This window comes from Planctomycetaceae bacterium (genome assembly GCA_041398825.1).
Lineage (GTDB): Bacteria > Planctomycetota > Planctomycetia > Planctomycetales > Planctomycetaceae > F1-80-MAGs062.
Genome location: JAWKTX010000005.1, coordinates 198,225 through 223,800, shown reverse-complemented (window position 1 = coordinate 223,800; position 25,576 = coordinate 198,225). Strand labels below are relative to the sequence as shown.

At 55.0% G+C, this 25,576-nt stretch carries 21 protein-coding genes; 8 read left to right on the top strand and 13 right to left on the bottom strand.

The annotated features are described in order from the left end of the window. Positions 1-42 precede the first annotated feature (42 nt). From ispH to R3C20_11165, 6 genes are all read right to left on the bottom strand, one after another. The gene (gene ispH, locus R3C20_11190; protein ID MEZ6041064.1) at positions 43-987 is read right to left on the bottom strand and encodes a 4-hydroxy-3-methylbut-2-enyl diphosphate reductase; all 945 of its coding nucleotides are present in this window, start codon (positions 985-987) and stop codon (positions 43-45) included. A 34-nt stretch (positions 988-1,021) separates the two neighbouring features. Next, a complete protein-coding gene (obgE, locus tag R3C20_11185) occupies positions 1,022-2,011 on the bottom strand; it encodes a GTPase ObgE (protein ID MEZ6041063.1) in 990 nt (329 codons plus the stop codon). A gap of 291 nt (positions 2,012-2,302) precedes the next feature. Next, entirely contained in the window at positions 2,303-3,136 is an 834-nt protein-coding gene (locus R3C20_11180; GenBank protein ID MEZ6041062.1) for a hypothetical protein, read from the bottom strand. A gap of 52 nt (positions 3,137-3,188) precedes the next feature. Beyond that, entirely contained in the window at positions 3,189-3,791 is a 603-nt protein-coding gene (locus R3C20_11175; GenBank protein ID MEZ6041061.1) for a hypothetical protein, read from the bottom strand. 44 nt (positions 3,792-3,835) lie between these two features. Then, positions 3,836-5,311, bottom strand: coding sequence for a M28 family peptidase (locus R3C20_11170; protein ID MEZ6041060.1), 1,476 nt, complete (start codon positions 5,309-5,311; stop codon positions 3,836-3,838). Between the two features lie 80 nt (positions 5,312-5,391). Further along, positions 5,392-7,095 carry a hypothetical protein gene (locus tag R3C20_11165; GenBank protein ID MEZ6041059.1) on the bottom strand — a complete coding sequence of 568 codons (1,704 nt, stop codon included), beginning with the start codon at positions 7,093-7,095 and terminating at the stop codon, positions 5,392-5,394. 148 nt (positions 7,096-7,243) lie between these two features. On the opposite strand from R3C20_11165, the gene R3C20_11160 reads away from it, so the two are divergent. Then, complete coding sequence (locus R3C20_11160) at positions 7,244-8,281, top strand: NAD-dependent epimerase/dehydratase family protein (GenBank protein ID MEZ6041058.1); 1,038 nt, start codon at positions 7,244-7,246, stop codon at positions 8,279-8,281. A 93-nt stretch (positions 8,282-8,374) separates the two neighbouring features. Here the strand turns inward: R3C20_11160 and R3C20_11155 are convergent, their stop codons facing one another. Genes R3C20_11155 through R3C20_11140 form a run of 4 tightly spaced genes read right to left on the bottom strand, consistent with a single transcriptional unit; the run spans position 8,375 to position 13,383 of the window. Then, positions 8,375-9,427: a glycosyltransferase gene (locus R3C20_11155; GenBank protein MEZ6041057.1), complete on the bottom strand. Its 1,053-nt coding sequence runs from the start codon at positions 9,425-9,427 to the stop codon at positions 8,375-8,377. Further along, positions 9,424-10,587, bottom strand: a complete 1,164-nt coding sequence (locus R3C20_11150; protein MEZ6041056.1) for a class I SAM-dependent methyltransferase — start codon at positions 10,585-10,587, stop codon at positions 9,424-9,426. The genes R3C20_11155 and R3C20_11150 overlap by 4 nt, the downstream gene beginning before the upstream one ends. Further along, positions 10,580-12,016, bottom strand: a complete 1,437-nt coding sequence (locus R3C20_11145; GenBank protein MEZ6041055.1) for a hypothetical protein — start codon at positions 12,014-12,016, stop codon at positions 10,580-10,582. Before R3C20_11145 ends, R3C20_11150 begins: the two co-directional genes overlap by 8 nt. Before the next feature lie 32 nt (positions 12,017-12,048). Continuing rightward, positions 12,049-13,383: a 3-deoxy-7-phosphoheptulonate synthase class II gene (locus R3C20_11140; protein MEZ6041054.1), complete on the bottom strand. Its 1,335-nt coding sequence runs from the start codon at positions 13,381-13,383 to the stop codon at positions 12,049-12,051. A gap of 343 nt (positions 13,384-13,726) precedes the next feature. Here R3C20_11140 and R3C20_11135 point away from each other — a divergent pair, with 343 nt between their 5' ends. The 5 genes from R3C20_11135 to miaA all read left to right on the top strand — a co-directional run bounded on the left by R3C20_11135 (position 13,727) and on the right by miaA (position 18,908). Next, on the top strand, positions 13,727-15,337 hold the full coding sequence (locus R3C20_11135; protein MEZ6041053.1) for an ATP-binding protein: 1,611 nt from the start codon (positions 13,727-13,729) through the stop codon (positions 15,335-15,337). A 399-nt stretch (positions 15,338-15,736) separates the two neighbouring features. Then, the gene (locus R3C20_11130) at positions 15,737-16,312 is read left to right on the top strand and encodes a DUF309 domain-containing protein (protein MEZ6041052.1); all 576 of its coding nucleotides are present in this window, start codon (positions 15,737-15,739) and stop codon (positions 16,310-16,312) included. Positions 16,313-16,346: 34 nt separating this feature from the next. After that, entirely contained in the window at positions 16,347-16,556 is a 210-nt protein-coding gene (locus R3C20_11125; protein ID MEZ6041051.1) for a hypothetical protein, read from the top strand. Further along, entirely contained in the window at positions 16,553-17,830 is a 1,278-nt protein-coding gene (gene purD / locus R3C20_11120; GenBank protein MEZ6041050.1) for a phosphoribosylamine--glycine ligase, read from the top strand. Before R3C20_11125 ends, purD begins: the two co-directional genes overlap by 4 nt. Positions 17,831-17,942: 112 nt before the next feature. Then, positions 17,943-18,908, top strand: coding sequence for a tRNA (adenosine(37)-N6)-dimethylallyltransferase MiaA (gene miaA / locus R3C20_11115; GenBank protein ID MEZ6041049.1), 966 nt, complete (start codon positions 17,943-17,945; stop codon positions 18,906-18,908). A gap of 12 nt (positions 18,909-18,920) precedes the next feature. Here miaA and R3C20_11110 read toward each other — a convergent pair whose 3' ends face one another. The 3 genes from R3C20_11110 to R3C20_11100 all read right to left on the bottom strand — a co-directional run bounded on the left by R3C20_11110 (position 18,921) and on the right by R3C20_11100 (position 22,806). Next, on the bottom strand, positions 18,921-20,657 hold the full coding sequence (locus R3C20_11110; GenBank protein ID MEZ6041048.1) for a sugar phosphorylase: 1,737 nt from the start codon (positions 20,655-20,657) through the stop codon (positions 18,921-18,923). A 75-nt stretch (positions 20,658-20,732) separates the two neighbouring features. Beyond that, on the bottom strand, positions 20,733-21,944 hold the full coding sequence (locus tag R3C20_11105; GenBank protein MEZ6041047.1) for a glycosyl transferase: 1,212 nt from the start codon (positions 21,942-21,944) through the stop codon (positions 20,733-20,735). 37 nt (positions 21,945-21,981) lie between these two features. Beyond that, positions 21,982-22,806 carry an HAD-IIB family hydrolase gene (locus R3C20_11100; protein MEZ6041046.1) on the bottom strand — a complete coding sequence of 275 codons (825 nt, stop codon included), beginning with the start codon at positions 22,804-22,806 and terminating at the stop codon, positions 21,982-21,984. 137 nt (positions 22,807-22,943) lie between these two features. Between R3C20_11100 and R3C20_11095 the strand changes: the two genes are divergently transcribed. Beyond that, complete coding sequence (locus R3C20_11095; GenBank protein MEZ6041045.1) at positions 22,944-24,152, top strand: MBL fold metallo-hydrolase; 1,209 nt, start codon at positions 22,944-22,946, stop codon at positions 24,150-24,152. Between the two features lie 117 nt (positions 24,153-24,269). Next, positions 24,270-25,574: a hypothetical protein gene (locus tag R3C20_11090; protein ID MEZ6041044.1), complete on the top strand. Its 1,305-nt coding sequence runs from the start codon at positions 24,270-24,272 to the stop codon at positions 25,572-25,574. Positions 25,575-25,576 lie beyond the last annotated feature (2 nt).

Below are 25,576 nucleotides of genomic sequence, written 5' to 3'. Positions count from 1 at the left end.
CCTCAATGTTCGACGAATGATCTGTTTGTCCGGGAAAAGCATTCACAAACGCTGCTCAACCTTCAATTGCTGCAACTCACGCGGAAGATTGAAATGAACATTCTCTTCTCTCAGGCGTTCTTCCGAAACAGTAGCGCCGAAATTTGACCGCAGATAGTCAATACACTGCTGAACGACGATTTCCGGAGCGCTTGCGCCTGCGGTCACAACCACCGTTTCAACACCTTCAAACCATTCGGCCTTCATCTCCACCGCACCGTCGATCAGGTAAGACGGCACACCGCGACTCGCGCCAATTTCCATTAGTCGGCGGCTGTTGCTGCTGTTCTGGCTTCCAAGCACAATTAATACGTCACCCCGTTCGACCAGCTGTTTGACGGCATCCTGCCGATTGGTTGTTGCATAGCAGATATCCTCCTTCTTTGGCGATTCGATTTGAGGATACCGTTCTTTCAATGCCGAAATCACTGCCGAGGCTTCATCAACGCTGAGCGTCGTCTGGGTCAGATACGCCAACTTGTCATTCACTCCGAATCGCAGCTGCTGAACCTCTTCCGGGGTTTCGACAAGCGTGATACTTTCCGGTGCTTCGCCCATGGTGCCAATCACTTCATCATGACCTTCGTGGCCAATCAGAATGATGTTATAGCCGTCATTTGCATAGCGAATTGCTTCCAGGTGCACTTTCGTTACCAGTGGACATGTGGCGTCAACTGTCTGCAGCCGACGTTCACGGGCAACACGTCGGATCTCTGGTGACACGCCATGTGCGCTGAACAACAGAATGGCACCATGTGGTACCTCTTCGAGTGAATCGACGAACCTGACGCCTTGCTGAGTGAAGCGGTCCACTACGTATTTGTTGTGAACAATCTCGTGGTAGACGTAGATTCCCGAACCAACTCGGCGAATGGCTTCGTCCAGACATTCAATCGCCATGTTGACGCCCGCGCAGAATCCTCGCGGGCTGGCCAGCAGAATTTTCATGGTCCACCTGTTGTGGGTTTACTTGGTCGCCAAATCAATCCATCTCGGTTAACCGCTGAACGATCAGACGCGTTAACTCCGTCAGTCCCTGTCCCGTTGCCGAAGAAATCAGCAGCACGTCCCGACCCGACGTCTCTCGCAGCAACTCTGCGCAGGTCTCAGCATCGGGCAACTCCGCCTTGGTCACACAAAGAATCTCGGGGCGATCCGCAAGACGATCATCGTACAGTTTCAGCTCTTCCCGAATCTGTTCGTAGTTATCAAGCGGATCAGAGAAATCCATTGGCGACGGTTCGACCAGATGAATCAGCAGCCGCGTCCGTTCAACATGTTTTAAGAATTCATGCCCCAGTCCCACACCCTGATGCGCGCCTTCAATTAAGCCCGGAATGTCAGCGACAACGAAGTCGTGATCAAATCCGACCTGCACCAGTCCCAGATTCGGATACTTGGTGGTAAAGGGGTAGTCTGCGATTTCCGGCGTTGCTCGCGATATCCGACTCAGCAATGTGGATTTGCCGGCATTCGGTTTTCCTATCAGACCCACATCGGCGATCAGTTTGAGTTCCAGAACAATTTCTCGATACTCCCCCGGATGGCCATTCTCACACTCGCGCGGTGCACGGTTTGTCGGGGTTGCAAAGCGCATGTTGCCGCGACCGCCTTTGCCTCCCTGAGCGACCATCACACTCTCGCCGTCTTCCAGATCCTTCAGCACATGTCCGTGCTTTGCATCTTTGACCAACGTGCCGGGAGGCACAAGGATGACGGTATCCTGTCCGCAACGGCCGGTCATCTGGCTGCCCATGCCATGTTCGCCACGCTCAGCCTTCCAGTGCCGGTGGCCCACCAGATTCGAAAGCGTGCCCAGATTATGGTCCGCCCGAATGATGATGCTGCCACCATCTCCACCGTCGCCACCATCGGGGCCGCCACGCGGAACGAATTTCTCCCGACGGAAACTACTACACCCGTTTCCGCCATCACCGGCCTGACAATTTAGAGCGACACGATCGACAAACATGAGTCTTTTTCAATTCGAAACAACTTCTGCGGCACGCTTCGGGTCTATTCCCGATGGCCGACGGCCGAAGCATGGGCCGCCATTGTAGCTGAAGTACCACGTGAACCGAACAATTCCCGGATGATCCGTTTTTGAAGCAAAATCGAGAACCCGACAGCTTGTGTCAGGACTTTGATGTGACGGGCCGGATGTCTGAACATTGCCGGAATTCCAATGGAATGGATTCGGGGCGTCACGCTTCCCCAGCCCACGTCATCTCATATGACTGTCCGATTGCCGACTGGTTCCGGGTCACATGCACCCGTCGCCGGAAGCCTGCGAATCGTTGAATTCTGCCAGCATCGCATCAATTTGCAGCAGCACTCGTTGTGAGCAGTCCGGCTTGCGAACGGACTGCAGATAACGAACCGCGGACTCGACGTTCCGGCGACCCATCATTCGGGCCTTCTGGAAACGCACGCGCCAGATCGCATCTTCCATCATTCTCTGGGCCGAACGATGACGTTGTGTCATGGCACCGACGTCCAGCTGCCGGGAAAGGCTGTTCAGTAACTCCGCCCTTTCAGAATCGCCGAGTTCCGATGCTTCAATTTCTTCGACGACGCGTTCGTACTGCTCAATCGTTCGATTCAGATGATCGAAAACGATCTCACAACTGTTGACTACCCCGGTTTGCAATGCCTTGCGAAATTCACCGAGGGCCCTGGCATTGGATGTCCGCGCTGACTCGCGTTCGTACAAATATGAAGCCTGCATCATGGCAGTCAGGCGAGCCTGTTCTTCCTGAACTCGATGACGACGTTCGATTGCCGAAACAGAACGTCGCCGGGCCTGGTTTAATTCGCCCCGAGACGACCAGTTCCGGAGGGACGATGGCATGAATGCCATAAGAATGCGAAACAACAAAGTCAGAAGAATGCATCCCGCCGCAACGCAGCCAATGCAAATCAGAAACACAATCGCCCCACCGCGGAACACGTCCCAACGAAAGCCTTCCCCACGGACACCAAACGCATAAATGGTAGCCCCCAGCAGCATGGCTGTTACCAGCAGCACACCACCCAGCACTATCATCCCGGCGGTCATCGCAGTTCGGTCAGGCGAGTGTCTGGCTGGATCAGACATGGTCACGGACTCAACGGCTGGGTTGTTTCACAAGAGAAAAGAATGCGGGCCGTTAGTCCAGGTCATACCGGGCGACAATCGTGTCGTTCTGGATCCGTTCCAGTGTCGATTCGAAGTTATCCAGAATGTTCTGGATCAGCCGATCCTTCATGACTTCCGGCATACTTGAAGCACGGGCCCGTTCCATGGCCGCCGTGGCTGCCTCATAGGCTCGCTGAAGATCGGCATTGCGAGAATCCAGCCGATCAATCTCCAGAGCCCGAATCGTAGACTGCACATAGGTCTTTATGCTTTCCGCAACCTCGACCGATTTGGCATCCCAGAAAGCTTTGCTTTCGCGAATAGCCGCTTCGGCCTGATGCTGGATCAACTGCATCTCTGTTCGATAGGCCAGCCTGGCCTTTTCCAGCTGATGGGCTGATTCGGCATTGCGAAGCCGCATCCGATTGATCAGCCCAAGCTGTTCCTCAGAGATATCACTGCCGGCCGGAACAGAAGCCCGCTCCACAGGCGTCGCAACGACTTCTGCCTTGACGGGAAGATGCTCTGCCCCCGTGGAACCTGAAGACTCTGTCGACCGCCCACGACGACCGGAATCACGTTGAGTGAATTCTCGCTGCAATCGATTGTTCAGATCTTCAGAGTCTCGAGTCATCGGCCTTCTCCATCCATCAAAAACAGCCGGGGGGCTGCCAAAACTCATTCGGCAGCGACAGCGGGCTTCTTTTTGAAGTGTCCATGCTCAGAGGCAAACATCAGCGTGAGATAGTTCAGGCGGGCTGCGTTCGCAATCTTCCCGAAGTTGATCCCGTCAAGCGTATCAGTCGTCTTGTGATAATGCGGATTGAAACCGCCGAACAGGAAGGTCACGGGGACTCCCTTGGCAGCAAAGGATGCCTGATCACTACGCATCGCCACCCGTTTTTCCTCATCGTATTCGAAGACAAAGTTGACGTACTTGTTGGCGTCCATCACCGTTTCATGCATTTCCTCCGAAGCCAGCTGGCTGCCGACCAGGTGAATCGTGTTTTCATTCTCTGACGCCGCTTCATCTGCGGTTTCTTCGTTGCGCCCGATCATGTCGATGTTCAGCATACAGATCATCTTGTCGAGCGGGCGGACCGGATTCTCGCAGTAGAACTTTGAACCAAGTAACCCACGTTCTTCTGCACAAAACGCCATGAACAGCACGCTGCGGCGAGGCTTTGTGTCTCCCAGATGAATGGCCTTTGCCATCTGAAGAATTGCCGCCGAACCTGATCCATTGTCGTCCGCGCCCGGGAACACCTGATCGCGCTGGACACCCAGATGATCCAGATGGGCACCGATGCCAATGTATTCGTCGTTCACAGTTTCATCGCTGCCCGGATACCACCCAACGACATTCGGAACATCCATGGATTCCCGCACCACCGAAACGCTCGCATGGGCGACCACAGATGAAGCGACAAAGATCGGCTGATCGGGACTCTCACCCGTAAACAGTTCGCCCTGAACGCCACAGCGTTCTGCCAGCTTTGAAGCAGCAGTCAGCGAAATCTTTGCGACCGGAGTGGGCAGTGGCGTCTGTTCCAGACGGGACACACTTTCCGTTCGAATTCTGGCTTCATCCACCGCGATGAGAACACACTCCGGGTTCCCCCGGGACAGAAAGGCTTCATTGCCTTCTAAACGACCTCGGATCACCAGGAGTTGCCCGGCGAACTGACCCTCTTTGATCTCAGGCTGCTTACGAGAATTCGGTATCGCGGCGAAGGTTACAGGCAGCTGTTTATCGAATGTTCCGACGAAATGAGCGATGCCAAACTGATCACCGTCAGACAGTATTTCGTCCCCCAGACGGAGGGCGGTCTTTTCTGCATCCACACTCACCCGGATGAACGGGACATTTTGATACCACGACCCATCAGGGCCGGCAGGCTGAAATCCCCAGGCTTCCAGATTGCCTGCAACCCAGCGAGCCGCATTCAGATAGCCTTCCTGGCCCGTGCCGCGCCCGGAGAAATCTTCAGCAATCAGCCTGGTTAAAAGCTCACGGGAATCACCTTCTGTGATACTCTGAAATCCCGTGACGTATTTTTCCGGCACCGAAGTAGCGCCGTCATACTGAGCAAGTGCCACCTGCGTACCCATCAGGACGCTGAATGCGAACACGCAACAAACCATGCGAATCATGAGTTCTCGCTACCTTCTTGTGAAGACGTGCCAGGCACCTCGCCCGCACGAATTTCTGCTCTGCAAACTTCGCCTGTTTGCTACGGGTTTCGTGGATTCACCGGAATCTGGGCTTCGAGTTCATCAAAGCCATCTCGATCTTCGAATGGGCGGCGTTCGAAGTACCAGTTTGACCAGGCCTTATAGGCTTTGTCACGCCAGATATTCGCCACACGCAGTCTTTCTGAATCCGACGCGTTTTCAGCACCCGCAATCGGATTGCTCGAAAGACCAAATCCGGACGGCTTTCGGGCGATATAACGCAAAGCAAACTCGGCCTCGACATTGACGTCGACGTTCGGATCACGCAGACCTTTCAGGATAAATGGAACCAGCGAAAAGTCGCCCGTCCGCCCAAGAGCCCAGATGACCGGCTGGCGGACTTCCGCTTTCGGATGGTTGACCAGTTTCTTCAACCGATCCACCTGTCCTACCAGCTCTTCAGGATCCTGAATAGAAGTCACACTCCGAACAATCTCGTCCGCCAGATCAAATTCCGATTCGTCGACTTTCAGCGACTCCGTATCCATTTTCTCAATCGATGCCAGCAAATGATCCAGCGCGGTCGGATCCTTTTCCTTTTCTTTTTTCCCCAACGGATTGCCGCGATCGCCTCTCAGCAATCCGCCGCCCACCAGTTTCTCCAGAATCTGCCCGGTTGATCTCATATAAAAGAGCAGGGCCAGACTGGTACCACTCACCGGACCCGAGTGCGTCTTGAATGAGCCGTCTTCTGACTGCAGTGTCAGGAGTCCATTGCCGTAGAAAGTGTACCAGTCTGTTCCGTTAATGTTGCCCAGTTCATTCAGTGCTGCAGCGCGTTCGATGCAGTAATAAAAGTACATATTGTGTTCGACTTTGCTGACAGCGGTCAGATTCGCCATGTTCCAGGAAAAGGCCCGTTCGACACGCCCGTCCAGCGTCCCGGCTCCGTTCGCGGCTTTGTAATCGGGAAAAGCAGATCCAATTTTCTTTGAATCTGCCATGGGGTCCACTTTCTTCATAACCCCGAATAAGTCCGCTTCCTGTTCTTTAGGCTTGTCCGTTTCAAACTTGGGTCCGTGAAGGACGAACCGCGCGACAGATAATGTCCCGGCGCCAGCCATCGTCATGTTGTGCGTTGAGCTCCCCTGACCTGGACCCGCATTTGTGCCTGGACGGTAGCCCCAGCCACCATCCTGATTTCCCTTTCGCAGATGAAAATCCGCGGCCCGATCAAATACCTGTGGTGAAACATTACAACCCGCTCGCTGAGCCGCCCACAGTCCCAGGACACCATACTGGGACATACTGACGTCGCCTGGGTTTGTGGGAGTGTCACTCCACGATCCATCCGACCTCTGCACGGACTGGATGTAGTTGGCAATGACCTGCAGATTCGGCTTGTACAGATCGGCATCAATGTCTGCCAGAAACATCGCATCCACCCCCGCCCCGTAGATGTGATCGTAGGGACTCACTGGCTGATACGTTGTTCGACTGCTGCGATCCACAGCCGCCTGAATACCCGAAAGAACGAGGGGATCTGTAGCTGGAACTCCACATTTCATCATTGCGTATGTCGCAAGAACATGTTCGCCGCCGTGCGGTTCAGACGCCGCGACCGCTGTCTGCAGCCAGCGCAGCGCCCTGGCAACCGCAGCATCAAACTGCGGATTGTTCGTCGATTTGATAGCACCACAAACCGGCGGAACATTCGCGAAAGCGATCAGTAGAATCAGACTGGACGTGACGATAAGACGCATCAGAGCGGCTCCGCGGTATCTGCGGGGAGACTGGAAATATCCGGAAACCCATGCTACCGGCGGCTCGAAAGGGTGTCAAAGTGAGCTTCCGTGTTTAAGCTCCCGAATCGCAATCTCCGTGTCGATTTCTGCTGGAATGTCGTCTGAAATGGCTGGAAAACCCTGTCTGCTTGTCACCGGTGGCGCCGGGTTCCTGGGTTCGCACCTGACCAGGTCGCTCCTTCTGGATGAGCGTTATTCTGAGTGCGATGTCATCGTACTGGATGACCTTTCGGGTGGGTTTCGCCAAAACGTCCCCACTTCCAGCCGTCTGCGTTTCGTCGAGGGTTCCGTCACCGACCATGAACTGGTGGACCAGTTGTTCAGACAGAATCACGTCGACGTCGTGTTTCATTTGGCCGCCTACGCGGCTGAAGGACTCAGCCACTTCATCCGAAGATTTAACTATCACAACAATCTGATCGGCAGTGTGAACCTGATCAACGCTGCCGTGCGCCACAACATCCGCTATTTCGTTTTCACCAGTTCCATCGCCGTCTACGGAGCTGGTCAGGTTCCAATGCGCGAATCCACGGCACCGCTTCCGGAAGACCCCTACGGCATCTCAAAATACGCCGTCGAACTGGACCTCAAGGCAGCTCACGAACTATTCGGGCTCAACTACACCGTATTCCGCCCGCACAATGTTTACGGAGAACATCAGAACATCGGCGACAAGTACCGCAATGTGGTTGGCATCTTTATGAACCGAATTATGCAGGGGCAGGCTTTGCCCGTTTTCGGGGACGGTCTTCAGCAACGTGCCTTTTCCTATGTCGCCGATCTGATGCCACCGATGTTGTCTGCCCCCTGCGAAGCCCGCGCGAATGGCCAGGTCTTTAACATCGGTGCAACAACTCCGACCACGGTGCTTGAACTTGCCAAAGTTGTCTGCGCAGAATTCGGAGTGGATGCTGATATTGAGTTTCTGCCGGCACGAAATGAAGTCAAAGCTGCCTGGGCCGATCATTCCCGGTGCGACGAAGTTTTTGGACATTCGACTGCCACGCCGCTCAACGAAGGCATTCGAAAGATGGCCCAATGGGCGCGAACGGTTGGAGCCAGGACCAGCAGCGAGTTCCACAATATCGAGGTCACCAAAGGATTGCCCGCTGGCTGGACCAGCAGCGCCGACCAGGGTTCCTGAAGCCCATCCGCGCGATTTTGACAGGGGCTCATGCCCGGGCGAACAAAACGCCAGTGGCTGGAGCGAACATGGCTGTGCAGCAGGAAGATGTGATCAGGAACGTTCCACGCACAGTAACCCCTGCAGGGCATCGCGAAGCACCGGGTAGTTGGCCTGAATGGAATACTTTTCGATAACCGTCTGACGACCGCGTTGACCCATCTGCTGGCGGAGGTTTGGGTCGGCCGTCAGTTGACGCAGCGCGAACAACCATTCGTCCGTGTCCTGAGCAGCGAAGCCGTTCTGATTGCCATCCAGGATTTCTGAATTCACCCCGACAGGCGCAGCAATCCCGGGAACTCCAACAGCCAGATACTGAATCAGTTTCAGACCGCACTTGTAGACATCCCATTCCTGGTTCGGGAACAGCGGCATCAGGCCGATGTCAAACTGCCGGAGTTGTTCCGTTTCACGTTGCGGCTGCCATGGTTCATGGACGACATCAACACCCTGGAGATCCGTATCTTTCAGCAATTCCGCAGACGGAACGACCACACGCAGTTCAAACGATCGTTCCCTGGCCAGCTGCCGGAGGGCGGCGGACGCTACAGATAAATACTTGAGGTTTCCTGCGGTGCCCATCCAGCCAACCACCGGCCGTTCCGAATTCTTCTGCTCCCGCAATCGCTCTGCATAGTCATCCATGTCCACACAGGTTGGCACATGACAAAGATTCGCGTTCAAAGGTCGCACTTTGTCCATCAGAAAGCGATTTCCGCAGACAACCAGGTCGGCCAGCTTCATCAGGCGGTCGAACTTCTCCGGGTAACGGAGAAACACAGCGTCGTCCAGATCGATCACCAGCCTGCCACAGGATTCGCGAAAGCGCGTTTCCATGTCCGTTGATGTGTTATCGAAGATTTCACGATCAATGAAGACGACATCGAATCGTTGGAGTCTGCTTCGCAACCAGTGCCACCAGCGGACACTGCGCTTCAAAAGCTGGCTCGGGCGAAACCCCATCCACGGAAAGTAGTCGTACTTTTGTGGGAAACTGTTCGCCAGGACAACCCGATGGCCATCCGCCTGAAAATACTTCAGATACGGAAGGATCCGAAACCGCGCCGATGGCACTCGATCGCCCGACGAGAGAAAGAGCACGTTCATTGGCGCGGCTCCGCTTGATGAAAGTCCCCGCCGTTATCGGGACGCGTTGCACAAATCGTCAGGCGGCCGCCCTGATGCAACCACGCCAGCAGGTGGGCCCACGGGGCGAGCATCAGTTGAATGAATAAACGAGGCTTGCCGGGGAAGTCACGAAGACGCTGACCGACTCGGCAGGAAGGCCTGATTGAGAGAAACAACAATCCAAGACTTCCGATCACGTAAGACAAATTCCGCTGATGCGTCACACGGATATCGTCAAAGCCTGCCTGTGTCAGCAGCCGTCGAATCGAGTCCGGGGTGAAGTGATGCAAATGCCTTGGCGGCTCCCACGCGTACCAGTGACGACCAAACACGATCGCTTCCCAGCACCCGGCATTCGGAATGCTGAACAACAATTTTCCGCCCGGGCGAATCACTCCAAACAATTGCCGCAACGTCGCTGCGGGATCGGGAACATGCTCCAGAACCATCCAGGCGGCGGCCAGGTCGAAAACATCGTCGGGAGAAAATTCGATCGTATCCAGTGTGCCCGTTTGAACCGTCAGACCCGCTGATCTGGCTTTCAGGGCCGCCTTCTCGCTGGGTTCCACGCCGACAGCCTGCCAACCTGCGGCTTTCAGCTTTTGCAGGTAGGTACCTGTGGCACATCCCAGCTCCAGTGCCCGAGCCGCCGAGCCGCCACCGGCATCCGTCGCTTCCGGGACCGGTTGACTACGATCATCCAAAAGCCACAGATAAAGACGTTTCAATCCCGGAACATGTCGCAACGGGATCACGCGCAGGTACCATGGTCGTTCAGCCGATAAATCAGCCGTTCCTGACCCCTGCGACTCAGCTCCCTGCGACTCAGCTCCCTGCGACTCAGCTTCCTGTGCCTGTCCATCAGACACCTGAGATTGATGCGGGCCGTAATCTTCGGGGTAACAGCGTCCCAGATGATCGTTGACCGGCCTTGGATTCAAAAACATGTGCCCACAAACAGCACAGCGGACAATGTCAAACTCACCAGGTACCCCGCAATGAACATCCGTCATGCGCCAGATCCGGTGCGAATCTGCAGCACCGCACAGGGCACAGGGCACTCGCTGGCAGCGAATACCAGTGAGATCCTCAGGTTCGGCACGCAGACCCGCCGTCACTCCTCGTTGCAGATTATCCATGGGCAGCTCCCGGACGATGCCACTCGCGTCGAGTGGTCCACCAGATGATCGTCCAGAGCGGCACCTGGACAAGAGCGATTCCTGCGAGGTATCCGGCGGCAACTCCGGTGGTGCCGTAGTATCGACCGAGCCAGAACTGGAGACCCGCAATCACGGAACTGGAAACCACGGAAGCGACGAGAAAAGGGTCCTTCTTGTGAGCGCGAACGTAGAGATTTGTGCAAAGAGCAAACTGGTACACAATCATTGCGACGGAAAATAACAGTGTCGGAAACAGAGGCAGCATGCGTCCCGACAGCCGATCGAACAGCCACTCATTTCGTGTCCCAAGCCACCACACGGTTGCGCAGAATGCGCCCGTGCCTGCCACCATACCCATCATCGAAAATCGGGTCATGCGAAAGAACAAGCGATCCAGTTCGACGAAACGCCGTTCCGCAATCAAAGATCCGAAGACGGGCCGGCGCGTTTCGATCCATGCCAGTGAGGCGGATTGCAGGGCGGTCAAAATGGTCCATGTCATGCCAAGCTGCGTCGCCCTGCCTTCTTCGTCGTATCGAAAGATCACCAGCAGCGGCAATTGACTGGCCATCCAAAGCAGAATCCCCTGAACGGCTATGCGCCATTGCAGGGGAAGAATCTCGGTCCGCCACTGAACCTGAGGTCCTGAAGATGCTGCCCGGAACGATTCGAAGAATGGTCGAAACCGATGACAAACCAGCCACGCATCCGCCGCCAGTCGGACGGCGGCCGAACCAACAAGAGCCCAAAGCCCACAACCAAGAACAACCATTGCCCAGACCGTAATCGTACCGGCGACGGCCTGCCAGAACCGAACCCGATTCAGCTCATTCAGTTGATTGCAGCCTTCCAGAATGGACGTCAGCGGCAGAAAAGCAAGCTGCCCGCCCGTTAGCAGCACCAGGGCAACCCAGGGACTGAACCAAAGAATGCGCTCCCGCGCGCCCGCTTCCGCCAACTGCAGTGATTCGGTGTCGCGGAAGAAGAGAATTCCCGCTGCGCTGATGGCGACCACGAAAACCAGGGTGGCGACGCCATACCATTTTACCATCATTCGCCCAAGGGAGACGAGTCGCGATAATGATTCGCGGTCCCCTTCGATGCGGCCAGACGAATTCATGGACAGACGCGCCCATTCATGGCTTGCGACGTTGATCAGAACGACCCCCAACCCAAGCTCAACGAAAATCTGCATACCCAGCATTCGCGAGAACGCCTGATAATAATCCTGTCTGGCCGCCGAAAACTGATACACAATCAGCATCTGAGTGAGCGGCCCGGTGATCAGTTGCCAGAATCGTGCAAGGATGGCGAATCGGACGGCAGCATCCATATTCAGGGTCTGCAGCAGCTTACCAAACCATCCGGGCTGGTCGGCTTTCGCTGAACTTTCAGACTCCGCTGGCAAGAGGCTATTCCTCGGCAACTATTTCCGGGCCACTATTTCATTTGCTCAGCGATCAGGAAGGCAATTTCCATCGCTTGTTCGTAGTTCAGACGCGGATCGACCTGGCTGCGATAATCGCGAGTCAAATCAGACTCTGTCAGGTTACCCGGGCCGCCAGTACATTCTGTCACATCCTCACCCGTCAGTTCCAGGTGAATTCCCGACAGTCGGCTTCCACACTCTTTGTGAATACGGAACGCCGTGATGATTTCGGAGGTGATTTCATCGAAAGATCGTGTTTTGATTCCGTTTCGCGCGGTTTGGGTGTTTCCGTGCATCGGATCACAACTCCACAGCACGTTGAAGCCGGAACGAGTGACTGCTTCGGCCAGAGCCGGTAATCGAAGTCGGATCTTCTCTGCACCAAACCGATGAATCAGAGTTAACCGACCAGGTTCGTTACCCGGATTGAGCACACGGATCAGATCCAGCAGCTCATCTGCGGCAATATTGTTGCCGACCTTCACACCAATGGGATTTCGGATGCCCCGAAAGTACTCCACATGAGCACCGTCAATGGCCCTGGTTCGGTCGCCGATCCAGGCCATATGTGTGCCGAGGTTGTACCAACCCCGCTCGCGCTGATCTGTCCGTGTCAGAGCCTGTTCGAATGCCAGCAGCAAACCTTCGTGTGACGTAAAGAAATCAACCCGGCTCAGCTCCTTGAGTTCGCTACCGGAAACAACCTCCATGAAACGAATCGAATCACTGAGTGCTTCCAGCAGTAACTGGTACTTGCGAGACCCCGGAGTATTACGAACAAATTCCAGATCCCAGTTCTCCGGATGATGCAGATCCGCGAAGCCCCCTTCACTTAACGCTCGAATATAATTGATGGTCAGTGCAGCGCGTTCATACGCCCGCAGCATCAATTGAGGATCCGGTCGGCGTTCGGACGACGTGAAACCTGACTGATTAACGATGTCTCCTCGATAACTTGGCAGTTCTATTCCATCCTTCGTCTCCAGATCAGACGACCGGGGTTTGGCATATTGCCCGGCGATGCGTCCGATGCGCACGATTCGCTGGCGCGAGCCGCAGATCAGGACAAGGCTCATCTGGATCAGCACCTTCAACTTCCGCAGAATGGATCCGGCATTGCAGTCGTCGAAGCTTTCGGAACAATCGCCGCCCTGCAGGACAAAGGCCTTTCCTGCGGAAGCGTCGGCCAGCTGACCGCGCAGGCGATCGACTTCCCACGCCGTCACAAGCGGAGGCAGCTGGCTCAGCTTCCTGAGTGCCAGCGCTAGTTCCTGTGGGTTGTCGTAGTTCGGCTGCTGCATCGCAGGCCGACTTTGCCAGGTTTCGGGTGTCCATTGATCGTTCATGGCGCGGATTGTTTCTGCAACGCGGCAATTTGTCATCCGTCCAGGTGATGCGTTTTCGACTTCCCGACCACATTTGCTGCCCGGCGGACTTCCGTTTGCAACGTTATGTGAATATTCCGCTGCCCTTTCGCAACACAGCCCGCCAACTCAGCCATCAATCACTGGAATCCTCCAGCTAGGCGTTGATCAATGAAAGTGCGTGTGTTCTGATAACAGGACTCAGGATAGTCCCGCCCATCCCTGCCTCGCCCGTCCCTGCCCCGCATCCACAGACTGACAACTCGATTCATCGTCCGTGCTATCCTGCTGACCATTGCGAGAACGAGACCCGGAGCATGCCGTCGTGAAGTCTGAAGAACATCATGTCCGACAGGATTTGCTGGAACTTGCAGCCGCCTACGCTGACTATTCCGTCCTGGTTACTACCGCGGATCTCGAACAGCCCGGTCCCCAGATTCTGTTTGTGAACAGTGCGTTTACCCGTATGACAGGGTATTCCATTGCAGAGCTCATGGGTAAGACACCCCGAATCCTGCAGGGGCCTGCCACCGATCGATCTCTTCTGAATCAGCTGAAAGAATCGCTGAAATCGGGTCAGAATTTCATCGCCCGAACAACAAACTACAAACGCGATGGGACCCCTTTCGAGCTGGAATGGATCATCAGTCCCCTGCGTAACAACAGGAGCCAGACGACTCACTTGATCGCCCTTCAAAGGGATATCACCGGGAACAAGAGAGCGGCATCAGAACTTCATGAGGTTGACGATGAACTGCGACAGGCCAGCAGGAAATTTTCGGAGACTGTTCGTCGGCTGGAACTCGCTGAACGATCTCTGCTCCAGCGCGAAAAGTTTTCTGTTCTTGGAGAAGTCACCGCAGGCGTGATTCATGACGTGGCCAATGCCATTTCGCCCATCTTTGGCATCGTCCAATTACTGAACGACATGGTCAACGTTCCGGACGACATCAAGCCCCGAATTGATCAGCTGGTGGTTGCTGTCGAACACGCCGAACGACTGCTGACAAACCTCAGAAGCTTTTATCAAAACTCCACAAATACCAATCGAACACTCACGGACCTGCGTTCGCTTCTGGAGCACGTGCCAAAGCTGACAAGTGTGATGTGGCAATCAGAGAATCAGGAGAACCGTATCGATTTCGTATCGGATCTGGAGATGGTCCAACCGACCGTAGCCAATGAAGTTGAGTTGACTCAGGTCATCGTGAACCTGCTTTCCAACGCGGTCGAAGCGATGACCGAAGGTGGCGAACTGCGAATGACACTGCGTGAAGCCAATAATCAGGCTGTCATCCAGATTGCTGACACGGGTCATGGAATTCCGGATGCTGTCCGGGAGCAACTCTTTCAACCGTATGTCACCAGTAAAGCCACCGGTACCGGTTTGGGACTTTGCCTGTCGAAACGAATTGTCGAATCTCACGGTGGTACCCTGGAAGCTGCCCCAAACACACCTCGGGGGACAGTATTTACCATTCGGCTTCCTTTAGTCGGCGTCCAACCGCTCGCCACAGCCCAACCTTCGGCTGAGGCTCAGCAGCAAGTTGAGCACCGAAATACTTCGGAGAAACAGCGTATTCTTCACATCGATCAGGACGCTGTTCGTCGAAAACCACTGGATGATCTTCTCGCAGGTCTGGGCCACACGGTCGATGTTGCTGTCAACGGCGACGACGGCCTCCGGCAATTCTTCAACGGTACGTATGACCTTGTGATCGCTGCCGCGGAAATGCAACCCACATCCGGAAGGGACGTTATTCAGGCCATCAAACGGGCTTCACCCGAAGTCGCAACCGCTATTTCAATTCACCAGGATGGTGGTACGGCCGACAATCTGCCTGATTACCTGCAACCGGAGGCCATACTAAAAATCGGAGACCAACGGAGCCTGGAGCCCGCCCTCCGCAGACTGGGTCTGCTCTCCGACTCCTGATCGCCGGTACTTCGGACAATGTGCGTCCCCAGGGCTGTCCTGGAACGCGTGTGGCACTTGACTCCGGGAAGGACCGCACGAACAGTTTCCGTAACCCCCTGCTCATTTTAACTTTAGGCAAGATACAGAAACGGCAACCATTGTGCTTACGAAGTTGCCCACGAATGAAAGGTCCCACGAAACTAACCGTTTCGAGCAACTAGTTCTCGCAGTTACCGGAAAAAGGTGTAAATTCGTGCCAACCCAAACGACACGGATCAGATACTGATCTTTTGTTCAGGCCTCAGCGATGTCCAGGTTGATCAGGAAGCAAGTTCCGCGTGTTTCCTGATCAAAATCGTCTGATCTCATTCCGCGGAGCAACCAGCCCAGGCACCCCTTTCGTGGAGTCGACCACCTATGATCACGGCAGAAGCCGAAATTGAACGCCTGCTACCCGGAACACCACTTCCTGAGTACGCGTACTTCCCCGGTTCCGGAATGCCCCATCCTATTCGTGACCCCAAAGGTCACAGCCATGGTCGCAAGCATGCACCTGGCCAGGGCCCCAAGGCTTTGAATCAGGACAATTGGTGCACTAATCGCAATTACCTGCTTGGTGTGGATTTCTTTAATTTCGGCTACTACTGGGAAGCCCACGAAGAGTGGGAGCGACTCTGGCGTGTATCCGGCGCCGATACAACAGTCGGGCGATTTCTGAAGGGTCTGATTAAACTGGCTGCTGCCGGCGTCAAAGTTCGCGAACGCAGTATTCATGGTGTGCGCCGTCATGCTGCGTCTGCTGGCGAAATGTTTGCTGATGTCGCCGCCGAAGCAGATGTTGATTCTTTCTGTGGTTTGCAGTTCATCCGTCTCCAGTTCGCTGCCGACCGAGCTGCTCAGCTGGCCTACAAGACCCAGCATCCACCCGGGGTTGCCGTTCGTGTGTTTCCTTTCATTCTGAAACCCGAACCCGCGCCGCAATCAATGTCCTGAGTGTGATCAATGTCCTGAGTGTTGAAGTATCAGGATGCTCATTTCAAAGCCCGGCCTCCGTCAGAAGGCCGGGCTTTGTCATTTGCCGGACGATTCACTGCTCTCAGGTTCGAAGAAAACCGGATCTGCGTGTCGCTCTGAATCGAAGTTGACGTTTGGCCTCGTTAACCTGTCTGCCGAACTCCTGCCCCTGTTGAGCAACGACCCGGAACATCATGGTCCGGAAGGTGAAAGTACGCGATGAAGATTCTGGTCATTGGATCCGGTGGACGTGAACATGCTCTTGTCTGGAAACTCAGCCAGTCGCCGCTTGTGACCAGGGTCTACTGTGCTCCGGGGAACGCCGGAACGGGGATTGACGCGGAAAACGTTAATATCCCCGCCGAAGATATCTCTCGTCTGATGCACTTCGCGAAAGAGAATCAAATCGATCTGACGGTTGTCGGACCTGAAGCACCATTAGTTGCCGGAATTGCCGATGAATTTCGCCGCGCGGGGCTGAAGGTCTTTGGACCATCTGCCGCTGCAGCTCGACTGGAAGGCAGCAAGGTTTTCACCAAAAAGCTTCTTCGTCGGGCAAATGTTCCGTCGGCTGATTTTCAGGTGTTTTCTCGCCTTGCCGAAGCCCTGGAATACATCGAGCAGAATGAAGAAGGCCCGATGGTTGTCAAAGCCGATGGACTGGCTGCAGGTAAGGGCGTTTTTGTCTGCAGGAATCGTTCAGAAGCGCGAGCCGCCTGCAAATCAATCCTTCAGGATCGAACATTCGGCGACGCCGGGCAATCTCTGATTATCGAAGAATGCCTCGTTGGTCAGGAGGCCAGTATTCTGGCCATCGTCGATGGCGACGTCATTATCCCTCTGGATGCAGCACAGGATCACAAGCGTGCTTACGATGGCGATCAGGGTCCAAACACGGGAGGCATGGGCGCTTACTGTCCGGCACCGCTGGTCACTGAAAAGCTGATGGACGAGATTATCCAGCGGGTTCTTATTCCAACGGTTCATACGATGCGGGTTGAAGGCTGCCCCTTCTCGGGTGTCCTCTACGCTGGCATCATGCTCACCGACAGCGGGCCCAAAGTTCTGGAATACAACGTTCGGTTTGGTGACCCCGAAGCGCAGCCCGTCCTGATGAGGCTGAAATCGGACCTTGCGCAGGTGTTGTCACTGGCTGCCACCGGACGTTTGGCTGAGCTGGAGGGACTCGACTGGGATCCTCGGCCTTCGGTTTGCGTTGTCATGGCCTCCGACGGCTACCCCGGTAACTACCAGAAAGGCCATATGATTCATGGTCTTTCGGATGCGGATAATCTGCCGGATGTGAAGGTGTTTCATGCGGGCACAACAGAAAAGAACGGCGAAGTCGTGAACACTGGTGGTCGTGTCCTTGGGGTCACCGCTCTGGGCGACACCGTCGCCGATGCAAAATCGCGTGCCTACGAAGCTGTTGATAAAATCACCTGGGACGGTGGCTGGTGCCGACGCGACATCAGTGACAAGTGCGTCGATGCGTGAAATTGAGGATGCGATGTCCGTCAGGAACGGTGAACGCTGCTCGACAATCTCTGGTCACCCATCTCAGCCCGTTGACCCATCTATTCTGTGGACCGTCGTTGATTGACTGCCAATGACTCTGGCCGTTCAGATCCTGCGTCGAAGTGTTTTTCTTGCCGGGCCAACCGCTTCCGGCAAGACAGCCGTTTCGATCCGCCTGGCACAATTGCTGGAAGCCGAAATCGTCTCGCTCGATTCCATGGCCATCTATACAGGGATGGACATTGGCACTGCAAAGCCCCTGCCGCACGAGCAGGAAGGCGTGCCGCATCACCTGATCGACGTCGCACATCCCTCACAGGACTTCAGTGTGGCTCAATTTGTTTCGATGGCGACAATTGCAGCCACAAACATCGTGAAAAGGAACCGCACACCTTTGTTTGTGGGCGGCACGGGACTGTACCTGCGGAGCCTGCTTCGAGGTCTGTTTGAAGGACCGGAAGCCGACTGGGACCTGCGGGACCATCTGCAATCGCAAGCCATGCAGCATGGCCGAGCATGGCTGCACGAACAATTAAAGATGATTGACGCAACGTCAGCACAGCGACTGCATCCCAATGACACTCGGCGCATCATTCGGGCTATTGAAGTCTATCGCCTGACGGGACGACGATTGTCTGACGAGCAATCACAACATCCACGTCCTGTGGCAGATCAGCCTCGGGGAGTCATCTGGATTGATCCGCCTCGTCACTGGCTTCATAACCGTATCAACGAACGCGTGGATCAAATGATGAAACAAGGCTTGCTGCCGGAAGTGAAATGGCTGATGTCACTGGATCCACCCGCCGGTCGAACGGCTCTGCAGGCATTGGGCTATCGCGAACTGATAGAACATCTATCCGGCCGATGTTCGCTCGATGCAGCCGTCGAACAGATCAAGACCGGCACACGGCAATTCGCAAAACGACAGCACACCTGGTTCAGAAATCTTGAGGAATGTCGATCCGTTTCCACGACGGGAACCGAATCAGCGGACGAACTGAGCCGTGCCATTAAGAACGGACTCCGTGACACTCCGGAACTCGATGAAACGTGACACCTCTCGTCTTCATCGATTCGTGACCCATAGACACTGGTAGGGTAAGACTTCGATTTCGCTGACCTGGTCAGCATATTGATGACCGGAAATCGCGTCGTACCAAAGATCGGTTGAGATCAGGTTGAGGTCGGTAAAGCGCAGTGACTGAATGGAACTGGTCATGTTGTGCACACAGAAGATACTTTGACTTCGGTCGGTGCTTTGTCTCCAGAACGCAAAGAAAGGGTCACTTAAATGCAGCGTGAACTGAGTCGCATTGGGATGAAAGGCGGACTGTTCGGCCCGGATCTTCATACGCCGCTTCAACTCTCTTAGAACCTGAGACTGGATCGTCTCCGGATCATTCAACAGCGGCTGAAGCTGATTTAGATCCCACTTGTGACGATTGATGCTGCGGTTGTGCTGCGTTCTCTTCAGCGTGTCATAATCGTTGGGGGTCGCCAGCAGACTATGGATGTAGAAGGCGGGAATACCTTCGAGGCCCATCATGATGGTTTGAGAACACAGGAAACGATGCAACTGCCATTCGTCTTCCCCACTCACCGTACCACGCAGCGCATCAAAGAGCGACACGTTCAATTCATAGACCCGTTCTCCACCGTCCGCTGTTCGACGCGTCGAAACGCGCCCTCCAAAACGACAGATGGTGTCGACCATTTGTTGTTGCTCTTCCTCGGACAACAAACCCTCAACGGGTCGCATACCGATACCGTCATGCGACGCGGTAAAATTCAGATACGTGCACCCCACCGGTGCCGGCGGCATGCTCATCATCCAGCGCTTCAGGTACTCCGTCGCTCCGGTCAGCAGAGCATGCACCAGCAGCGGCGCGAGGCTGAAGTTGTAGATGACGTGGGCTTCATTTCGGTTGCCAAAATACGTCAGGTTCTCGTGATTCGGTACGTTTGTTTCTGTGATCAGCAATGTTCCCGGGGCGTAATAGTCGGTAATGGAACGAATGAGTTTGACGACCTCATGTGTCTGAGGCAGATGCATGCAGGAGGTTCCCACTTCTTTCCAGAGAAACCCGACGGCATCCAGCCGAAAGATCCGGACGCCCTGTTCCAGATACAGCCGCACAATCTGCAGAAAGGCCAGGAGCACTTCGGGGTTTCGGAAGTCCAGATCGATCTGATCATGGCTGAACGTACACCAGACGTATTTGGTTCCGTCCAGGGTTTCCGTTGGCCGAAGCAACGGTGAAGCGCGGGGTCGGACAACATCCGTCAGATCATCCTCCGGACGAGCCTGCATCACGTACGTCGCACCGGGTTCAACGTTCTCGCAGAAGTTCCGGAACCACTGGCTTTCTGATGAGACATGGTTGATGACAATATCTGCCATCAATCGGTACCGTTCGGCGATCCGGCGAATATGCGACCAGTCTCCCAGCGCGGGATTCACCACGGTGTAATCCACCACCGCAAACCCGTCATCCGAACTAAACGGGCAGAACGGCAGAATATGCACCGAGGACACCGCGTCTTTCAAGTATTCGTCCAGGAACTGCTGAAGCGTATTCAGTGGTGTCGCGTCGTCGTCAACAATCGAATCTCCGTAAGTAATCAGTAGTATGTCTCTCTGGCACCAGAGGTCGCTCAGTGAACAGGGAACCGATCTGCTGAAATCTTCAAAGATCTGCCCGATCCTGCCCACCAGCGCATCAGCATCCATAGACGGGTACAGGAAATTCAGGTGCTGAAGCAGCTGATTCTCGAATTCCTGTTCAGCGTGATCAGAGTTCATCAGTCGGGCCTTTTCTGTTCGAGTTCACAGAACCAGCAAACTGGTCAATTCAGGGCCGTGACGTCGAAGGGACGATCACGCATTGTCTGCTTCCACTGCACCAAGGATCTGTTCATAGATATCAGGCAGAGCGCTGGTGACCCTGGACCAGTTATGAATAAACGGACTCTCGTCCGGCCGACTGAGAAACTCATCCCCCGCGGCTACCAGGACGCGACTGAACAGCTCCACCGTTGATTCTTCCTGGTGCCGATCCATGTTCAAGCCATTCATCGCAGCGTCATTGTGATAGTGATGAACCAGATCCAGGGCGGTTCTGTAGTAGCAGGCCTTGAGAGTTCGAAGCATGCTGCGGCTGATCACGACGCCCTCCACCGCCAGCTTTCGGATGAAAGCTTTACAGATGTCATTCGCCATGCGATGCAGGCCTCCCGTTCGATCGTCCTCTGAGACAAGCTGGTGCTTGTGATCGTAGGCGTCGGCAATGTCGACCTGGCAGATTCGGTTCAGGCTGCAGTTGCGATACATCTCCGACAGCGTACCGATCTCCAGTCCCCAGTCACTTGGCACGCGCAGCGATGTAATCACTTCAGACTTCATCGCGAATTCTCCCGACAGGGCGTACCGAAAGCTCCCCATGTAATCGAGGAATTCCACATTACCGAGCACGGTCTTCATCGCACGGATCAATGGAATCACAAGAAGCCGAAAGACCCGACCGTTCAGTTTCCCCTGCGCCGCCCGATAGTAGTAGCCCTTGCAGAACAGATAATTGAAAGACGGATGGGCCAGCGGGTACAGCAAACGAGCCGGAAGAGACCGTTCGTACGTCAGGATGTCGCAGTCGTGTAAAGCCACAGCCTTCGACTTACCTGAGGCCAGAAAATAGCCCAGGCAATACCAGACATTACGGCCCTTTCCAGGTTCTATTGGCGACAATCCCTCTGCCTGCAGTGCGGCATCCACATGTCGCAGACGTGTTCCATCATTCCAGAGGACAACGTAGTTTTGCGGAAGGCGTTCGAAGAACTTCTTTGCTGCCAGAAACTGCTGCTCGTTTGCCCGGTCGAGTCCGATGATGATCTCGCTTAAATACGTTATCCTGGCAAGTTCGTCGACGATGTGCTCCATCGCCGGCCCTTCGAGCTCAGAGTAAAGACATGGCAGCAACAGAGACATCGGCGTCTCTTCGGAGAACCGTAACAGATCCGCTTCCAGTTCTTCCGTCGATCGGTTTCGCAGGTTATGAAGGGTCCCAATGATCCCGTCCTGAGCAAAATCCGCCATGTATTCGTGCTTTCTAATCAGGTGCGTTGGTCGCTTTTCAGCCCGACGGTTCGTCAAACTCTCGCAGTAATCTGGTGACGGCTTCGGCCCATCCGGCTGCACCGACCAGCGTCGCCGCGATGCCACGCCGAGCATCAATTCTCACTCCCAGCCCCCGGTCGGTTGGAATTCCTATCGGAACGTCTGCCACATCCAGCATGCTCTGGTCTATCGGGCTGTCTCCTACAGCCGCTGTCAGCAGAATCTCCTGAGGGGACGATAGCAGACTTTGTCGAAGAAATTCACTGGTCACTTTCTGCATGGCCGTTCCTTTACTGGCATCTCCGGCAACATGCCAGAATCTTCCTCCCTTCGTGAGGTGAAAGCCGTGCAGGTGCAAAACCGATTCGAAATCTTCACGCGCCTGATTTGTGTCTTCCCATATCAACGGTTCCGTGCTCTCACGCTGCATGGCCAGGGATGCTCGATGCCGGGGGAGTTGTGTCTCTTCCATCACACCATCAAGGCCCATGTCTTCAAATGAGCGAAACTGATATCTGTCTTTCAGGGTCCCTAACAGGCGAACGATGTCCCGGCGAACGGAACCGATGACTTCGACGGAGCCCGCCAGTTTCGGCACTTCTTTTCCCCAGCAGATCACTCCACCGTTCTCTGAGATGATGGTTCGACCGTCGAGGCCCAGCTCAGATGATAACTCCCGCATCTCAGCGACCGTTTTGCTGGAATTCAGCACGACGGGGATTGCTCGACGTCGGAGTTCCTGCAGAGTCCCCGCGGCCGCAGACCAGTCGTAGTCGTGCTTGTTCAGCAAACATCCGTCAAGATCAGTAAAGACGATGAGTTTCCGTTTTCCAGACTGCATTTGTTCTCTCTCAACGAATCCTGCGACGACGGCAAGCCGTCGCGTTGCGATCGAACACCTCGATCGCAACGGCGAGAAATGACGAATCCCCGGTTCGACGACCAGAGGCCCGCTGCGCGAAGACATGACACAACCACTTGACCCGATGGCAGGCGAAGGCTCTGATTCGCATGATCGAAAGCGTCTATGCATCACTCAACAACGTTGGGGGTGCAACGGCGTTGGGTGAATTGACACCCATTCTATGCCAACCATTGAACATTAAGGATGTCCTGATGCTGAGTTGGGTTCAAAAACCATTTGCAATACACCACTTCCTAGCCGGTTTTGTTGTCCTTCTTGCCGGTTCCGCTTCTGCTTCTGAAAAAGATCAGCGGCTCGATATCTACTTCATCGACGTCGAAGGAGGCGCGGCGACGCTTCTCGTCACTCCCTCGGGTGAATCGATGCTGATCGATTCCGGCTATCCGGATAACCATGGGCGCGACCTGCAGCGTATCATTCACGTTGCCAAAGACGTTGCCGGACTGTCCCGCATTGATCATGCGGTCGTTTCGCACTGGCATCTGGATCACTACGGCAACCACGCGGCTCTTCAGGCGGAGTTTGGCATCGGTACATTCTGGGACCGTGGGATCCCTGACGAACTTCAGGAAGACCCCAATTACCACGAACGAATTGCCGCCTATCGCAGCGCAAGCCAGAACGCATCAAAGTCACTTGCCGCGGGCGATTCGATCCCCCTCCAATCCGGCAACACACCGCTCTCCGTCCGAGTACTCACATCCGGCCGCGCAGTGATCGATGACAAAGGAAAGCCAAACCCGTATGCCAGTCGGCATCTGCCAAAACCCCACGATCCCTCGGACAATGCTGCCAGCCTCAGCCTACTCTTTACTTTCGGGGAATTCCGTTTTCTGACCTGTGGCGATCTCACCTGGAATGTGGAAGCCGACCTCGTCACACCAACAAACAGAATCGGACTGGTGGATCTGTTTATGGTGACCCATCACGGCCTGCCCGTCAGCAACAACCCGGCTCTTGTCCTGGCAATCGATCCGGTTGTGGCTGTGATGTGCAACGGACCAACCAAAGGGGGAGCAGAGCAAACGATGCAGACATTGCGCGAGGTAAAGTCTCTGCAGAATCTATTTCAGTTGCACCAGAATGTTCAGCTGGATGCATCCAAACAGGCACCTGCCGAATTCATCGCAAACCACGGCCCGACTGAAGGCTGCAAGGGCGAATGGGTGAAGGCATCGGTGGCTGCGGACGGGCAGAGCTACACCGTTCGGATTGGGCCGGCCGCCACGCAACACACCTACGCCACTCGATCCGAACACTAAGCGCCACTATTTTCCAACGTTCGCTGGATGTTGCTTCTTCTGACAGGCATTCCCTGAGCAGTCGCCCATTCCGCGCGGCCTGATGTCGCGCGGCCTCGCACTTTTTAAGGTTCTGGATTGTTCAAAAACTTCGTTCGAGATGTTCTGGGAATTCCCCTACCGCAGCAGCGGGCTGTCGGGTTGTTGTTTCTTTACAGCTTCCTGACATCCTCATCGTATTTCGTTGCGAGAACTGTGGGAGACAGTCTGTTTCTATCGCAGCGAGGCATCAGTTCACTTCCGGAGATGTTCCTGTTCTCCGCGATCGCTGTGGGTCTTTCGGCGGCACTCGCAAATCGACTGGGGAAATCCGTCCGCATCCTTCGAATTGCTCGCACCACTCGCATCAGTCTGGTGACTGCCACACTGCTGCTGGACTGGCTCGACGGACTTAACGAAACTCGAATCTGGGCAGTGAGTCTGCTGTATATTCTGGCCGAAGTTCGCGGTTGTCTGAACACAATCCAGCTGACATCGCTGCTGGCGGAAGTGTTTCAGCACCAGCGGGCAAAGAGTGCCTTCGCGGTTGTTGCTGCAGGGGCCCCGATGGCCGGAATCGCAACCGGAATCGTGATGGGTAGCGAAATACTCGCGTTGGGCGGTCGCACCTGGCTGATTTTCTTATGCGGACTGGATCTGTTCGCCGTTGCCACTTTGTCGTTCCCTTTGTTCCGTTCCGGATCAACCTGGCAACGTCGGCTCTCAGAGCAAACGGCTTTTCGTGACAACATTGAAAATCCGCCTCTCACCTCGACGGGAAATACAAACAACACCGTATTTCTGATCGCGTTGATGACGATGACGGCATGCAAATCACTGGTCCTGACGATGATCAGCTATCAATGGAAGTCCATTGCCGCCGTGCATTTTCAGTCAAATGAGGCACTGCTTACCGCGTACTTTGCCCGGTTCTATGCCGTCACAGATTCGCTGATTCTGATGATTCAGTTGTTTGCCACCGGCAGGCTTCTGAATCGAATCGGGACCAGCAGAGCACTGCAGGCCTTTCCGGTTCTGTGTGCACTGATCGCTCTTTTGCTGCTTCAGTCCCGCGAATATCTCTCATCCCTGCTTGCTGTCACAATCGCTCGAGCAGGGGATGTGTACCGTCGATCGATCTACGACGTCGCTACGGCAGAACTGTTCCTGCCGCTCGAGATACCAATGCAGCGAAAGTACAACGCTGTCGCGAATGGAATTGTTAAACCGGCGACCGAAGCCGCCGCAAGTGTACTCATCCGACTCTGCGTCCGTTCGATGGGGGTGCTGGGCATGTCACAAGTATGGATCTTGTTTCTGCCCGTCTGGCTTGGGGCGATCCTTCTCCTGAGCCGAAACACGGTTCGACACGAAGAGGGAAAGCCGATTGACGGCGGCGTGTGAAC